Source organism: Rhodococcus sp. P4_F5 (assembly GCF_056401315.1).
Genome location: NZ_JBFUJP010000001.1, coordinates 386,924 through 401,926, shown reverse-complemented (window position 1 = coordinate 401,926; position 15,003 = coordinate 386,924). Strand labels below are relative to the sequence as shown.

The window sequence follows — 15,003 nt, the reverse complement described above, 5'->3', positions numbered from 1 at the left end:
TCCAGGGGGAGGGACTGTTCATCATGCGTGGGGACACCAGAGATCTGCCGGCACCGGACTCCGATGCCACCGGCACCCGAGGTGATCGGCGGCTGACCGCACGATGGCCAGCGCTGGCCGGGATCGCCCTCGTCGCGATCGCGACGACGGTGCTGCTGGTCGCCACCGTCGACCCGTGGCTGCCCAACACGGGACTGTTCATGGGCGGCATGGACCTCGACGTGTACCGGGACGGCGCCCGTCACGTCCTGGCGGGACTGCCGCTCTACACCGAGCCGGTGATCCACGGCCTGCTCTACACGTACACGCCGTTCTCGACGCTGATGTTCGTCCCGGTCGACCTACTGCCGGACGAGGCCGGCAAGTACATCTGGATGGGGTTCAACCTCGTCGTGCTCGTGGCCGTCGTCACGCTGTGCTGGCGGATCCTCGGCTACCGCATCACCGGCCGGGTCGTCGGCGTCTCGGCGTTGCTCTCCCTCGCGTGCGTGTTTCTCGAGCCGGTGCGCACCACGCTGTTCTTCGGCCAGATCAACCTGGTGCTGATGCTGCTGGTGTTGTGGGACACCTCGCGGGGCGAGGCGAGTCGGCTGCGGGGCATCGGCGTCGGCATCGCGGCGGGCATCAAGCTGACGCCGGCGTACTTCGTCCTCTACTACCTCACGCTGCGACAGTGGCGCGCCGCCGCGGTCTCCACCATCACGATCCTCACGACCGTCGCGGTGAGCTGGGCTGTGCTGCCGAAGGATTCGCAGCAGTACTGGACCGCGACGTTCTTCGATTCCACCCGCATCGCCGACGAGGCGCACGCCGCGAACCAGTCGCTGCGCGGGGCACTCACCCGGATCATCGGCGACCCCGCACCCACGTGGCTGTGGTTGCTTCTCGCGGCGGCCGTCGTCGCCGTGAGCATGTGGGTGGTGGCCCGACTCCACCGCCGCGGGGAGGCCCTGCTCGCGGTCACCGTCGCCGGCTTCACCGCCGCGGTGGTCTCCCCGTTCTCGTGGAGCCACCACTGGGTGTGGTTCGTTCCGCTGCTCGTCTGGACGGTGCACCGCGCCCTGACGAACACGTGGTGGTGGCTGGGGCTGGTCGCGATCTTCGGCGTCGCCGGATCGTGGGCCTACCACTTTCCCGACCGGTTGGTCGTCGGGCTGTACCTGTTCCCCGCCAGCTGGATTCCCTGGGACGTGCTGGTGAACCTCTACGTCGTGGCCTACGCGGTCGTCCTGGTCGGCGCGGCCGTCATCGCCGTCCGGCCGCCCCGCGATCGCCCGCGGCGGCTCACCCTGGCGGAAGGCGCGCAGCCACCCACCGGGCTCTCCGTTCCCGAACCGGACGCCGCGACACCCGTCCGGTGAGTCGTCGGGCGCGCCCGGCGCGGGCGCAGGTACCGCGAATCGGGCCGACGAGGTGGCAGTATCCCCGGAATCGGGAGGCAGCGAATGGAGTGTCGGTGGTGGTGACGGCAACAACCGTGAAGACCGCACGTAAGCGTTTGAAGGACCTGGTCCGGCGGGTGAACGACGACACCGTCGCCATCGAGATCGCCGGCAAGAACGCCAACGCCGTCCTGATCTCCGCGGCCCGTTACAGGACGCTGCAGGAGGCGACCTTCCTGCTCCGCTCCCCCGAACTGATGGACAGCCTCCGCCGCAGGGCGGCCGCCGAGTCGCTCCGCGAGTCCACGCCGACCCTCGCCGTCGACCCGGCGACGCGGCCGAGGAAGTCGAAGAAGGCCGGCAAGAAGAGAAAGCGGAAGTTGCGTGCGGCGAAGCGCCGGTGACCCGCACGCCGCCCGAGGTCATCTGCGGTAGGTCGACCACACCCGCACACTCGTCACCATCACCGAGTCCGCCTGGCTCGCGACCACCGACGGAGCCACCAACGCCTTCGGCAACTGCCAGGGCTGGACCGGCATGCTCGCCGCCCTGAAGGTGTGGGTCGAGCACGGCATCAACCTGCGCGCCGGCTTCTACAAGTAGGCCGCCGCACGGGCACGAAGTGCCTGGTTTCTCCACTTTTCTTACAACGTCTAAAGTTCAACTGAACGAGCCGGTTCCGGCTTCCGGCCCTGCAACACCGCCCTCGAGGACATCTTGAACACACGACTCGGCGGCCGCCCGAACCGCCCGACACCCGATGCCCGGCCCACGATCACCCCGCCCTGGCTGCGACGTCTGGTCCCGCCCACGCCTCGCGCCGCACCCGGCCCCACGCCTCGCGCCGCACCCGGCCCCACGCCTCGGCCGACGTACCCGGCGCCACCGTTCGAGCCGTCGAGGCCGGTGCCGCCTCCCGGACGGACGCCGGGACCGTGGCCCGGCCCCCCCGGCGCTCCGACGCCCACGCCGCCCGACACCGGCCGCCGGGCCACCTGGCTCCGCTGGGGCAAACGGGCCGCGATCGCGGCCCTGGTCTGGATCGTCGTGACACCGGTCGTGTTCCGGGTCTGGACCCCGCCGCGGACGATGTTCATGCTCACCGACGAGGCCGGCGGCCCCACCGTCTTCCAGGCGGTATCGCTCGACCACATCAGCCGACACTACGTCGCGGCCGTGCTCGTCCACGAGGACGCCCGGCTGGGCACCCGGACGGGCCCGTTCGACGTCGGCGTGTTCAACGAACGCGTCGGGGCGTTCCTGTCCGGCGAGGAGGACCCCTCCGGTTCGACGATCCCACAGCAGCTGGTGAAGAACATGTTCCTGATCCGGGGCGAGTGGCAGATCGTCAAGGCGGCGCGAAAGGTCGCGGAATCGGTCCTGTCGTATCCGTACAACCTCATGGGCGACAAGCGGCAGCTCGAGCTGTACCTGAACTACGCCCAGTTCGGCCCGAACCTGTACGGCGTCTGCGCCGCGAGCTGGTACTACTTCAACCGTCCGCCATGGGACGGAAACCCCTGGGACGCAGCCACTCTGGCYGGCCTGCTGCCACTGGGCGAGGATGTCCGGCGCGCCCCCGGCGGCGGCGTCGACATCGAGAGCGACGGGACGTGGCTGGTGGCCAGCACCGTCGCCAACGCCCGGAACAAGGTGCCTCAGCGGATCCGCGAGATGGGCGGCTGGGAGGGCGTCGTCGCCACGGTCGGGATCACCGACTCGGCCGGCGACCACACGCTCGGCGACGACTCCGGCAGCTGCTCCGCGATGCCGCAGAGCGTGGCCGACCGCCTCGAAGCAGAGGGGGCCGGCGGGGATACCCGGTAAACCTGTTCCCACATTCCTCGAGCAAGAAGCCCCCCGCCTCGTCGAGGCGGGGGGCTTCTTGCTGTCCGACAGCGAGATTGACGACTCGCCCGTCAGAACGGCGGTGGGCGCGGAGGGTTTCGAACCCCCGACCGCTGGTGTGTAAAACCAGAGCTCTACCACTGAGCTACACGCCCGAAATTCGGCGGGCCGGAGCCCGCCGAATGACACTCAGGAATCTAGCGCGGCAAGCGCATTCTCCCAAGCCGCCTGGTCACGGGCCTCGCCGGGGCCATTCATCTCGGCGAACCGGATGATGCCCTCCTTGTCGACGACGAAGGTCCCGCGGTTCGCGAACCCGGCCTTGTCGTTGAACACGTCGTAGGCCTGGGCGACCGCACCGTGCGGCCAGAAGTCCGAGAGCAACGGGAAGGTGTACCCCTGCTCCGACGCCCAGATCTTGTGCGTCGGCGGCGGGCCGACCGAGACGGCGAGCACGGCGGCATCGTCGTTCTCGAACTTCGGCAGTCCGTCACGCACCCGGCAGAGCTCACCCTGACAGGTGCCGGTGAAGGCCAGCGGGTAGAAGACGATCAGGACGTTCTTCTTGCCGCGGTAGTCCGCGAGCGAGACTTCCTGATTGTTCTGGTCCTTGAGCGTGAACTCCGGCGCGACTGCACCAACCTCGAGAGGCATGGGGACTCCTTCGTGATCGGCGGGTCAGCGCTTGGCCGGTCGGGCCTTGGGCTGCACCAGGCGACTGCCGGTCCATGCACCGAGATTCGCGGCCGACGTCTGCGTCAGGCCCGCGGTGGGTGCGGATTCGGCGATCTCACTGGGTTCGACATGTCCGGGTTGACCGGTCTTCGGGCTCAGGACCCAGACGAATCCCTCGTCCGAGAGGGGCGCGATCGCGTCCATGAGCGCGTCGACGAGGTCCCCGTCGCCGTCCCGCCACCACAGCAGGACTACGTCGATCACCTCGTCCGAATCCTCGTCAACGAGCTCTCCACCGATGATGTCTTCCACCGATGACCGCAGGTCATCGTCGGTGTCCTCGTCCCATCCCAGTTCCTGGACAACCATGTCGTTGGTAATGCCGAGCTTCTGGGCGTAGTTCTGGGCGTCCGCCGCGGCGACCACGGTGGTGTCCTCCTTTTGTTGACAGGGCTGCAACCTCCAGCACCCGTTCCGTGTGGATCAGTAGTGAAAGCGAACAGGGTAAACGCGTCTCGCGCAAGCGGACCGCGCCGAAAAGTTCCACAAATGTTTTCCGAACCCCCCGGATGGAGCCTCGGATGCCACGTATGCGGGGTCATACGGCAAGATTGAGGGAGATCACCATCAACGTCAGATGTGGTCCGCCGTCACACGGGTGGACCATCAGGATTGGATGCCGCACCCGAGCGTCCATCGCGGATGAGGAGCACAGTTGTCCGACCACACCCAGGACCCCGTAACACCGCCATCGCAGCGTCCCGTTCCCAGTGCCGACGGCCGGGTTCGAGTCATTCGCGAGGGCGTGGCGTCCTACCTCCCCGACATCGATCCGGACGAGACCGGCGAATGGATCGAGAGCTTCGACGACCTGCTGCAGCGGTCCGGCCCCTCCCGCGCCCGGTACCTCATGCTGCGACTGCTCGAGCGCGCCGGCGAGAACCGGGTCTCGATCCCCGCCCTCACCTCGACGGACTACGTCAACACCATCCCCACCGAGAACGAGCCGTGGTTCCCCGGTGACGAGGAGGTGGAGCGCCGCTACCGCGCCTGGATCCGCTGGAACGCCGCGATCATGGTGCACCGCGCGCAGCGACCCGGCGTCGGCGTCGGCGGGCACATCTCCACCTACGCGTCCTCCGCCGCGCTGTACGAGGTCGGCTTCAACCACTTCTTCCGCGGCAAGGACCACCCCGGCGGCGGCGACCACGTCTTCATCCAGGGCCACGCCTCCCCCGGCATCTACGCCCGCGCCTTCCTCGAGGGCCGGATCCCGGCCGAGCAGATGGACGGCTTCCGGCAGGAGCACAGCCACGCCGACAAGGGCGGCGGACTGCCGTCGTACCCGCACCCGCGGCTGCTGCCCGACTTCTGGGAGTTCCCCACGGTGTCGATGGGCCTGGGCCCGATGAACGCCATCTACCAGGCGCGTTTCAACCACTACCTGCACGACCGCGGCATCAAGGACACCTCCGACCAGCACGTGTGGGCGTTCCTCGGCGACGGCGAGATGGACGAGCCCGAGTCGCGCGGCCTGGCACACGTCGCGGCCACCGAGGGCCTCGACAACCTGACCTTCGTGGTCAACTGCAACCTGCAGCGCCTCGACGGACCGGTGCGCGGCAACGGCAAGATCATCCAGGAGCTGGAGTCGTTCTTCCGCGGCGCCGGCTGGAACGTCATCAAGGTGGTGTGGGGCCGCGAGTGGGACGCGCTGCTGCACGCGGACCGCGACGGCGCGCTGGTGAACCTGATGAACGTCACCCCGGACGGCGACTACCAGACCTACAAGGCCAACGACGGCGCCTTCGTCCGCGACCACTTCTTCGGCCGCGACCCGCGCACCAAGGAGCTGGTCAAGGACCTCAGCGACCAGGAGATCTGGAACCTCAAGCGCGGCGGCCACGACTACCGCAAGATCCACGCGGCGTACGCCGCGGCGATGGCGCACAAGGGCCAGCCGACGGTGATCCTGGCGCACACGATCAAGGGCTACACCCTGGGCAAGCACTTCGAGGGCCGCAACGCGACCCACCAGATGAAGAAGCTGACGCTCGACGACCTCAAGGCGTTCCGCGACCTTCAGCACATCCCGATCTCGGACGCCGAGCTGGAGAAGGACCCGTACCTTCCCCCCTACTACCACCCGGGCCCGGACGCCCCCGAGATCCGGTACATGCTCGACCGGCGCAAGGCCCTGGGCGGGTTCCTGCCCTCGCGCAACACCGACGCCGCGCCGCTGCAGCTGCCGCCGGACTCGACCTACGACCCGGTCCGCAAGGGCTCCGGCAAGCAGGAAGTGGCCACCACCATGGCCCTGGTCCGGACCCTCAAGGAACTGCTGCGCGACCCGGTGATCGGCAAGCGGATCGTGCCGATCATCCCGGACGAGGCCCGCACCTTCGGCATGGACTCGTGGTTCCCGTCGCTGAAGATCTACAACCGCAACGGCCAGCTGTACACCTCCGTCGACGCCGAGCTGATGCTGGCGTACAAGGAGAGCTCGATCGGCCAGATCCTGCACGAGGGCATCAACGAGGCCGGCTCGACGGCGTCGTTCACCGCGGTCGGCACCTCGTACGCCACCCACGGCGAGCCGATGATCCCGCTGTACATCTTCTACTCGATGTTCGGCTTCCAGCGGACCGGCGACGGCCTGTGGGCGGCGGCCGACCAGATGGCGCGCGGGTTCGTGCTCGGCGCCACCGCCGGCCGCACCACGCTGACCGGCGAGGGCCTGCAGCACGCCGACGGGCACTCGCTGCTGCTGGCGTCGACCAACCCGGCCGCGGTCACCTACGACCCGGCGTTCTCCTACGAGATCGCGCACATCGTCAAGGACGGTCTGCGCCGGATGTACGGCGGCACCGAGGGCGTCGAGGGCTTCGGCGGGGAGAACATCTTCTACTACATCACCCTCTACAACGAGCCCTACGTGCAGCCGGCCGAGCCGGCGGACCTCGACGTCGAGGGCCTGCTCAAGGGCATCTACCTGTTCCGCAAGTCCGACGAGGACGGCCCGAAGGCGCAGATCCTGGTCTCCGGCGTCGCCATGCCGGAGGGCCTGCGCGCGCAGCAGCTGCTGGCCGACGAGTGGGGCGTCTCGGCGGACGTGTGGTCGGTGACCTCGTGGGGCGAGCTGCGCCGCGACGGCGTGCTGTGCGAGCGTGAGGCGCTGCGCCACCCCGGCGAGGAGGCCCCGGTCCCCTACGTGACCACGGCCCTGTCCGCGGCCGAGGGCCCGGTCGTCGCCGCGTCGGACTGGATGCGTTCGGTGGCCGACCAGATCCGGCAGTGGGTGCCGAGCGACTACACCACCCTGGGCACGGACGGCTTCGGCTTCTCCGACACCCGGACCGCCGCCCGCCGGTACTTCAACGTCGACGCCGAGTCCATCGTGGTGGCCGTCCTGGTCGCCCTCGCAAAGGAGGGCCGGATCGACCGGCTGACCGCGGTCACCGCCGCGCAGCGGTACCGGATCGACGACGTGCTGGCCGCGCCGAAGTCGCTGAAGGACCCCGGGAGCGCGTAACCCCCGCGACAAATCGCACCCACCGGACGCCCCGGACACCGTTTTGCCGGTGTCCGGGGCGTCCGTCGTCGGCCCCGGGGCGTAGGTTGCGGAGTTATGGGTGAGCAGCAGCCCCGACCCGGGGCGACGCCGGGCGACGGCGACGAGACGGTGACGGTGGCCGCGGCGGCGGTGTTCTCCCGCAACCGTCAGCCCCGCGAGCCGCTGCCGGACGCGCTGCTGCGCCGGGTCAAGCAGTTCTCCGGGCGGCTGTCCACCGAGGCCGTCAGCACCATGCAGGTGCAACTGCCGTTCTTCGCCGACCTCGACGCCGACCAGCGCGCCAGCGTGCAGATGCTGGTGCAGACCTCGGTGGTCAACTTCCTCGAGTGGCTGCAGAACCCGCAGAGCGACATCCGCTTCAGCCTCGACGCCTTCCAGGTGATCCCGCACGACCTCGCCCGACGGCTCACCCTGCGGCAGACCGTCGACATGGTCCGGGTGGCCATGGAGTTCTTCGAGCAGTGGCTGCCCGCGCTGGCCCGCAACGAGCGGCAACTCGTGGCGCTCACCGAGGCGGTGCTGCGGTACGGGCGCGAACTCGGGTTCGCCGCCGCGTCGGTCTACGCCAGCGCCGCCGAGTCCCGCGGCGCCTGGGACACCCGGCTCGAGGCGCTTGTGGTCGACGCGGTGGTCCGCGGGGACAGCGGCCCCGACATGCTCTCGCGCGCGGCGACGCTGAACTGGGATGCGAACTCCCCGGCGACGGTCCTGGTGGGGACTCCGCCGCCCGACCAGGGCGTGTCCGTGGTGAGCACGATCCACACCATCGCCCACAAGCACGGCAGGGCCGCGCTCGCGGTGGTGCAGGGCTCGCGGCTGGTCGCCGTGGTCAGCGGTGAGATGCAACCTTCACCCGAGAGCCGGCAGTTCATGGACGACCTGTTGACCAGCTTCTCCAGCGGCCCGGTGGTGATCGGCCCGTCCACCCCCACCCTCGGTGCCGCCCACTTCAGTGCCGTGGAGGCGTTGGCGGGAATGGAGGCGGTTGCCGGCTGGCGCGGAGCGCCGCGGCCCGTGCACGCGGCGGAACTGCTGCCAGAGCGCGCACTGATCGGCGATCACGCGGCGTTGGACCTACTCAACGATCTGCTGGTACAGCCCCTGGCCGCCGCCGGTTCGTCCCTCTCCGACACCCTCGACGCCTACCTGGACTGCGGGGCGGCCGTCGAGACGTGCGCCCGACAACTGTTCGTCCATCCAAATACGGTCCGCTACCGGCTCAAGAAGATCGCCGAGATCACGCGCCGGGATCCGACCAACCCCCGCGACGCCTACGTGCTCAGAGTGGCGGCAACCGTGGGTCGACTGGCCCCAACAGGTAACAGAACGATGAATTCTGCCACTTCAACAACAGCCGCAACTTTTCCCGGCAGACGGGTGTAACGAAGACCGGGCGACTTCCGATGGGAAATGCCGACGTGGCCGTTTGTGGGAACCCTACAAAACACTTGTCCAAGGTTCAGTGTCAACAACACCTCGCAGGTTGGCCTGAACGGTGTTCTCTTAGCTTGTGATTGCGTTGCTTGCCCCCGGACAGGGCTCCCAGACCCCCGGCATGCTCAGCACCTGGCTGGAGCTGCCCGGCACCGCCGACCGCCTGGCCATCTGGTCGAAGGCCTCCGGCCTCGATCTCGAGCGCCTCGGCACCACCGCGACCGCGGAGGAGATCACCGACACGGCGGTCACCCAGCCCCTCGTGGTGGCCTCCGCGCTGCTCGCCTTCGAGGAGATGGAACGCCGGGGCCTGGTGCCCGCCGACGTCGTGGCCGCCGGGCATTCGGTCGGCGAACTGGCCGCCGCGGCCATCGCCGGCGTCATCTCCGCGGACGACGCGGTCACCCTGGCCGCGATCCGCGGTTCGGAGATGGCCAAGGCCTGCGCGCTCGAACCCACCGGAATGTCGGCCGTGCTCGGCGGCGACGAGGAGGTCGTCCTCGCCCGGCTCGCCGAGCTGGGACTCGAGGCCGCCAACCGCAACGCCGCAGGTCAGATCGTGGCAGCGGGCCTCCTCAGCGCGTTGGAGGAGCTGGCGGCGACGCCTCCGGAGAAGGCTCGGGTCCGGGCACTGCCCGTGGCAGGCGCGTTCCACACCGCGTTCATGGCGCCGGCACAGGACGCGGTGAGCAAGGCCGCGTCCCAGATCACCCCCGCCGAACCCACCCGCATCCTGCTCTCCAATTCCGACGGCCGGCCGGTCGCCTCCGGCGCCGACGCACTGACCAAGCTGGCCGCACAGGTGACCAGGCCCGTGCGCTGGGACCTGTGCACCGACTACCTCCGTACCGCCGCGGTGTCCGCCATCGCGGAACTTCCGCCGGCCGGAACCCTGGTCGGCATTGCCAAGCGCGAGATGCGGGGCACCCCGACCCTGGCGCTGAAGACGCCGGCAGACCTCGACGGTCTCACCGCGCTCATCTCCGCCGGTTAGTATCCTGCGTCGCCGCTTCGCGGTGACGGACCGAAACATTTCGGCCGGTGTCCGCACCGTCCGAAAGTTGGACCCACGATTCACCAACCAAGAAGGGAGCCACCCAAGTGGCACTCAGCCAGGAAGAAATCATCGCCGGACTCGCCGAGATCATCGAGGAGGTCACCGGCATCGAGCCGTCCGAGGTGACCATCGAGAAGTCCTTCGTCGACGACCTGGACATCGACTCGCTGTCCATGGTTGAGATCGCGGTCCAGACCGAGGACAAGTACGGCGTCAAGGTTCCGGACGAGGACCTGGCCGGCCTGCGCACCGTCGGCGACATCGTCGCGTACATCGAGAAGCTCGACATTGAGGGCGGCGAGACTGCCGAGGCAGTCAAGGCCAAGCTCGACGCCACCAACGAGGAGTGAGTCGGCCCGTGACTTCCACCAGGAACTTCCCCAACGTCGTCGTCACCAGCCTCGCGGCCACGACGTCGCTCGCTGGTGACGTGGATGCCACGTGGAAGGGCCTGCTCGCTGGTGAGTCCGGGATCGGGATCCTCGACGATCCGTTCATCGAGGAGTTCGATCTTCCGGTCCGCATCGGCGGCCACCTGAAGGTAAGCCCCGACGAGTCCCTCTCCCGTGTCGAGATCCGGCGGATGAGCTACGTCGAGCGCCTGGCGCTCGTGCTCGGCCGTCAGGTGTGGGAGAACGCGGGCAGCCCCGAGGTCGACAAGGATCGCCTCGGCGTGGTCCTCGGCACCGGCCTCGGCGGCGGCGAAGCCCTGATCGACACCGTCGACAAGATGAAGGCGGGCGGCTACCGCAAGGTGTCCCCGTTCGCCGTCCAGATGGTGATGCCCAACGGTCCGGCCGCGGTGGTCGGGCTCGAGCTCGGCGCCCGCGCCGGCGTCATCACCCCCGTGTCTGCGTGTTCGTCCGGTTCGGAAGCGATCGCGCATGCGTACCGGATGCTGATCATGGGCGACGCCGACATCATCGTCACCGGCGGTGTCGAGGGCGTCATCGACCCGGTCCCGATCGCAAGCTTCGCGATGATGCGTGCCCTGAGCACGCGCAACGACGACCCGAAGGCGGCGTCGCGGCCGTTCGACAAGGACCGCGACGGGTTCGTCTTCGGTGAGGCCGGGGCCATGATGGTCCTCGAGACCGAGGAGCACGCGAAGGCGCGCGGTGCCACCATCCATGCACGACTGTTGGGTGCGGGCATCACCTCGGACGGGTACCACATCGTGGCTCCCCACCCCGAGGGTCTCGGCGCGGCGCGGGCCATGACCAGGGCCATCCAGACGGCCGGCCTGGTCAAGACCGACATCATGCATGTCAACGCGCACGCCACCGCGACACCGATCGGCGACACCGCGGAGGCCTCGGCCATCCGTGCCGCGGTCGGCGATCACGCCTCGGTGTACGCACCGAAGTCCGCACTGGGCCACTCGATCGGCGCCGTCGGCGCCCTCGAGTCGGTGCTGACGGTCCTGAGTGTGCGGGACTCTGTCGTCCCGCCCACGCTCAACCTCGAGAATCAGGATCCAGAGATCGAGCTGGATGTCGTGAAGGGTGAACCCCGTCAGGGCCAGATCGATTTCGCAATCAACAACTCGTTTGGATTCGGTGGGCACAACGTCGCGCTCGCCTTCGGTAGGGCCTGACAGGTCGGCACAGCCCGAACGGTGGGGGTTCCACAGCCAGCGGGACCCCCACCCCGACCACCGCCCGTAGGCGGCTCGCACAAGGAGGACCGGCGATGACCATCCTGGAACCGATCAGCAGATCCGAGACCCCGCTCGATCCCCGTGACCCCTTGGCGCGGCTGGAACAGCTCTTCGACCCTGGTACCACGGTCCCCCTGCACCCCCGCGACAAGTCGGGCGTGCTGGCCGCCGCGGGCACGATCGACGGTGTGCGCACCGTCGCGTACTGCTCCGACGCCACCGTGATGGGCGGCGCCATGGGCGTCGAGGGCTGCAAGCACATCGTGAACGCCATCGACACCGCAATCGGCGAACAGTCACCGATCGTCGGGATCTGGCACTCGGGCGGCGCCCGCCTGGCGGAGGGCGTCGAAGCCCTGCACGCCGTGGGCCTCGTGTTCGAAGCCATGGTCCGCGCCTCCGGACTCGTCCCCCAGCTTTCCGTCGTCCTCGGCTTCGCCGCGGGCGGCGCCGCCTACGGTCCCGCGCTCACCGACGTGGTGATCATGGCGCCCGAGGGCCGCGTGTTCGTGACCGGCCCCGATGTGGTGCGGTCCGTCACCGGCGAGCAGGTCGACATGGCCTCGCTCGGCGGCCCCGACACCCACACCAAGAAGTCCGGCGTCGCGCACATCGCGGCCACCGACGAGCCCGACGCCTTCAACCGCGCCCGCCGTCTGGTGTCGATGTTCTGCGACCAGGGCACCTTCGACCTGGTGGCCGCCGAGCACGGCGACACCGACCTGCGGGCGCTGATGCCGGCCTCCGCCAAGCGTGCCTACGACGTCCGCCCGATCCTGCACGAACTGCTCGACAACGTGGACGGCGAGTCCGACTTCGAGGAACTGCAGGGCAACTACGCCCGCAGCATCGTCACCGGCCTCGGCCGGCTCGGCGGCCGCAGCGTCGGCGTGATCGCCAACAACCCGCTGCGCCTGGGCGGCTGCCTGAACTCCGAGAGCGCCGAGAAGGCGGCCCGCTTCGTGCGGCTGTGCAACGCCTTCGGGATCCCGCTGGTGGTCGTCGTCGACGTTCCCGGCTACCTCCCCGGCGTGAGCCAGGAATGGGAGGGCGTGGTCCGACGCGGCGCGAAGTTGCTGCACGCGTTCGCCGAGGCCACCGTCCCCCGCGTCACCCTGGTGACCCGGAAGATCTACGGCGGCGCGTACATCGCGATGAACTCCCGGGCGCTCGGCGCGACCGCGGTGTTCGCCTGGCCCGAGGCCGAGGTTGCCGTGATGGGCGCCAAGGCCGCCGTCGGCATCCTGCACAAGCGGGCCCTCGCCGCAGTCCCGGAGGAGGAGCGCGAGGCCCTGCACGACCGCCTGGCGGCCGAACACGAGGCCATCGCGGGCGGCGTCGGACGGGCCATCTCGATCGGTGTAGTCGACGAGCTGATCGACCCGGCCAAGACCCGCAGCACGCTGGCCGCCGCATTGGCCGCCGCCCCCGCCGGCCGCGGACGGCACAAGAACATCCCACTGTGAGCTGACAGCGGCAACACAGCAGCAGGCCCCCGACGAGACGTCGGGGGCCTGCTGTCGTCAGTGCCGCGCTGGTTCGTACAGCTCAGCGCGGCGACGCTGTACGACCGTGGGCGGTCAGAGCGGGCGCACGGAGGCGGCCTGCGGACCCTTGGGTCCCTGCACCACCTCGAACTCCACCTGCTGGTTCTCCTCGAGGCTCTTGAAACCAGAGCTTTCGATCTCGGAGTAGTGGACGAACACGTCCGGTCCGTCGGCGCGGGCGATGAAGCCGAAGCCCTTCTCCGCGTTGAACCACTTCACTGTTCCCTGAGTCATGTTCTCTCCTTACAGGGCTGGGATGCGGGACCCACACCGCGTGGTGTCCCGGGCCGGTTCGAAACTCGGCGTCTCCAGATTCCTGAAGGCAGACAGAGCATGCGCAACAAATGTTCCGCTCGACAAAAGTTCCTTGCGAGCGTGCGAAAACACAGACACAGAAAAACTACGACCATCAGGGTCAACCGCACCGGCGCCGGGTTCATTCCCGAGGTGTCGTCGCGCGGACACGCTCCACTCGAGACCAGTCGGTTCCAACCCGACCGCGGGATCGTGTCGACCGACCGCAGCCCGGCCGGCTGCCGCGGCGGTCAGATCCGTTCGATGATGGTGCCGGTGGCCAGCGCGCCGCCCGCGCACATGGTGATCAGCGCGGTGGACTTGTCCGTCCGCTCGAGCTCGTGCAGCGCGGTGGTGATCAGCCGGGATCCGGTGCTGCCCACGGGGTGTCCGAGGGCCAGGGCGCCGCCGTTGACGTTGACCTTGTCCATGTCCGGGCCGTGCACCCGAGCCCAGGACAGYGCSACGGACGCGAAGGCCTCGTTGACCTCGAACAGGTCGAGGTCGCCGATCTTCATGCCGGCCTTCTCGAGCACCTTGGCGGTCGCCTGGACGGGGCCGTCGAGGTGGAACTCGGGCTCGGCGCCGACCAGCACCTGCGAGACGATCCGGGCGCGCGGCTYGAGGCCGAGGGCGAGGGCGCGGTCGGAGTCCATCAGCAGCACCGCGGCGGCGCCGTCGGAGATCTGCGAGGCGGTGCCGGCGGTGTGGATGCCGCCCTCGATGACCGGCTTGAGCTTGGCCAGCGACTCGAGCGTGGTGTCGCGCATGCCCTGGTCCCGCGAGACCAGCGTGGTCTCCGAGGTCGGSAGCTTGTCCTCGCCGATGACGGGGGCGGTCACGGGCAGCACCTCGCGGTCGAAGCGGCCCTCGGCCCAGGCCTGCTTGGCCAGCGCCTGCGAGCGGACGCCGAGCTCCTCGATGTCCGCACGGGTGATGCCGCGACGCTTCGCGATCCGCTCGGCGGCCTCGAACTGGTTGGGCATGTCGATGTCCCACGACGCGGGCCGACGCGGGCCGGCCTCGGTGCCGACGTTGGCGCCGAGCGGGACCTGGCTCATCTGCTCGATGCCGCAGGCGACGCCGATGTCGATCGCGCCGGTGGCGATCAGCCCGGCGATCAGGTGGTTGGCCTGCTGCGCGGAGCCGCACTGGCAGTCGACGGTGGTGGCGCCCGTCTGCCACGGCAGGCCCGCCGCCAGCCAGGCCACCCGAGTGACGTTGTTGGACTGTGCACCCGCCTGGGTGACGCAGCCGCCGATGACCTGCTCGACGAGGACGGGGTCGATGCCCGCGCGCTCGAGCAGTCCCACCTGCACCGCGCCCAGGGTCTCCGCCGCGTGCAGGCCGGACAGCCAGCCGCCTCGCTTGCCGATCGGGGTACGGACAGCCTCGACGATTACTGGTGTGCCCACAGCGGGCTCCTTTCCCTCAGTACTCTGAAAGTAGAACAGGTTCTCCCTGAAGGGCAAGGGTATGACGTGCAGACCTTTCCCTTGCGAGGGCTCTGTGATTCAATGTTTATAGAACGT

General features: G+C 69.0%; 13 protein-coding genes and 1 tRNA gene. 9 read left to right on the top strand and 5 right to left on the bottom strand.

Annotated elements, in window-relative coordinates; genetic code table 11:
• Positions 1–23: 23 nt before the first annotated feature.
• The 3 genes from AC1DU4_RS01935 to AC1DU4_RS01925 all read left to right on the top strand — a co-directional run bounded on the left by AC1DU4_RS01935 (position 24) and on the right by AC1DU4_RS01925 (position 3,209).
• A complete protein-coding gene (locus AC1DU4_RS01935; protein WP_477837405.1) occupies positions 24–1,361 on the top strand; it encodes a glycosyltransferase 87 family protein in 1,338 nt (445 codons plus the stop codon).
• A gap of 101 nt (positions 1,362–1,462) precedes the next feature.
• Positions 1,463–1,786 (top strand): type II toxin-antitoxin system Phd/YefM family antitoxin, encoded by a 324-nt coding sequence (locus tag AC1DU4_RS01930; protein ID WP_477837403.1) that lies wholly within the window; start codon positions 1,463–1,465, stop codon positions 1,784–1,786.
• 313 nt (positions 1,787–2,099) lie between these two features.
• Positions 2,100–3,209, top strand: coding sequence for a biosynthetic peptidoglycan transglycosylase (locus tag AC1DU4_RS01925; RefSeq protein WP_477837401.1), 1,110 nt, complete (start codon positions 2,100–2,102; stop codon positions 3,207–3,209).
• 104 nt (positions 3,210–3,313) lie between these two features.
• Here AC1DU4_RS01925 and AC1DU4_RS01920 read toward each other — a convergent pair.
• The 3 genes from AC1DU4_RS01920 to AC1DU4_RS01910 form a co-directional block, all read right to left on the bottom strand.
• Positions 3,314–3,385, bottom strand: a tRNA-Val gene (locus AC1DU4_RS01920).
• 34 nt (positions 3,386–3,419) lie between these two features.
• Positions 3,420–3,884, bottom strand: coding sequence for a peroxiredoxin (locus tag AC1DU4_RS01915; protein ID WP_072845812.1), 465 nt, complete (start codon positions 3,882–3,884; stop codon positions 3,420–3,422).
• Between the two features lie 24 nt (positions 3,885–3,908).
• Complete coding sequence (locus AC1DU4_RS01910) at positions 3,909–4,331, bottom strand: DUF3052 domain-containing protein (protein ID WP_072845813.1); 423 nt, start codon at positions 4,329–4,331, stop codon at positions 3,909–3,911.
• A gap of 289 nt (positions 4,332–4,620) precedes the next feature.
• Here AC1DU4_RS01910 and aceE point away from each other — a divergent pair, with 289 nt between their 5' ends.
• The 6 genes from aceE to AC1DU4_RS01880 all read left to right on the top strand — a co-directional run bounded on the left by aceE (position 4,621) and on the right by AC1DU4_RS01880 (position 13,096).
• Positions 4,621–7,437: a pyruvate dehydrogenase (acetyl-transferring), homodimeric type gene (aceE, locus tag AC1DU4_RS01905; RefSeq protein WP_477837398.1), complete on the top strand. Its 2,817-nt coding sequence runs from the start codon at positions 4,621–4,623 to the stop codon at positions 7,435–7,437.
• 96 nt (positions 7,438–7,533) lie between these two features.
• A complete protein-coding gene (locus AC1DU4_RS01900) occupies positions 7,534–8,862 on the top strand; it encodes a PucR family transcriptional regulator (protein ID WP_477837396.1) in 1,329 nt (442 codons plus the stop codon).
• A 127-nt stretch (positions 8,863–8,989) separates the two neighbouring features.
• Positions 8,990–9,907 carry an ACP S-malonyltransferase gene (locus tag AC1DU4_RS01895; RefSeq protein WP_477837394.1) on the top strand — a complete coding sequence of 306 codons (918 nt, stop codon included), beginning with the start codon at positions 8,990–8,992 and terminating at the stop codon, positions 9,905–9,907.
• 107 nt (positions 9,908–10,014) lie between these two features.
• Positions 10,015–10,320 carry a meromycolate extension acyl carrier protein AcpM gene (acpM, locus tag AC1DU4_RS01890; RefSeq protein WP_477837392.1) on the top strand — a complete coding sequence of 102 codons (306 nt, stop codon included), beginning with the start codon at positions 10,015–10,017 and terminating at the stop codon, positions 10,318–10,320.
• An 8-nt stretch (positions 10,321–10,328) separates the two neighbouring features.
• The gene (locus tag AC1DU4_RS01885; protein ID WP_477837390.1) at positions 10,329–11,567 is read left to right on the top strand and encodes a KasA/KasB family beta-ketoacyl-ACP synthase; all 1,239 of its coding nucleotides are present in this window, start codon (positions 10,329–10,331) and stop codon (positions 11,565–11,567) included.
• Between the two features lie 95 nt (positions 11,568–11,662).
• The gene (locus AC1DU4_RS01880; protein ID WP_477837388.1) at positions 11,663–13,096 is read left to right on the top strand and encodes an acyl-CoA carboxylase subunit beta; all 1,434 of its coding nucleotides are present in this window, start codon (positions 11,663–11,665) and stop codon (positions 13,094–13,096) included.
• Positions 13,097–13,210: 114 nt separating this feature from the next.
• On the opposite strand, the gene AC1DU4_RS01875 is transcribed toward AC1DU4_RS01880, so the two are convergent.
• Positions 13,211–13,411, bottom strand: coding sequence for a cold-shock protein (locus AC1DU4_RS01875; RefSeq protein WP_477837386.1), 201 nt, complete (start codon positions 13,409–13,411; stop codon positions 13,211–13,213).
• Between the two features lie 311 nt (positions 13,412–13,722).
• Positions 13,723–14,886, bottom strand: coding sequence for a steroid 3-ketoacyl-CoA thiolase (locus tag AC1DU4_RS01870; protein ID WP_477837384.1), 1,164 nt, complete (start codon positions 14,884–14,886; stop codon positions 13,723–13,725).
• Between the last annotated feature and the right edge of the window lie 117 nt (positions 14,887–15,003).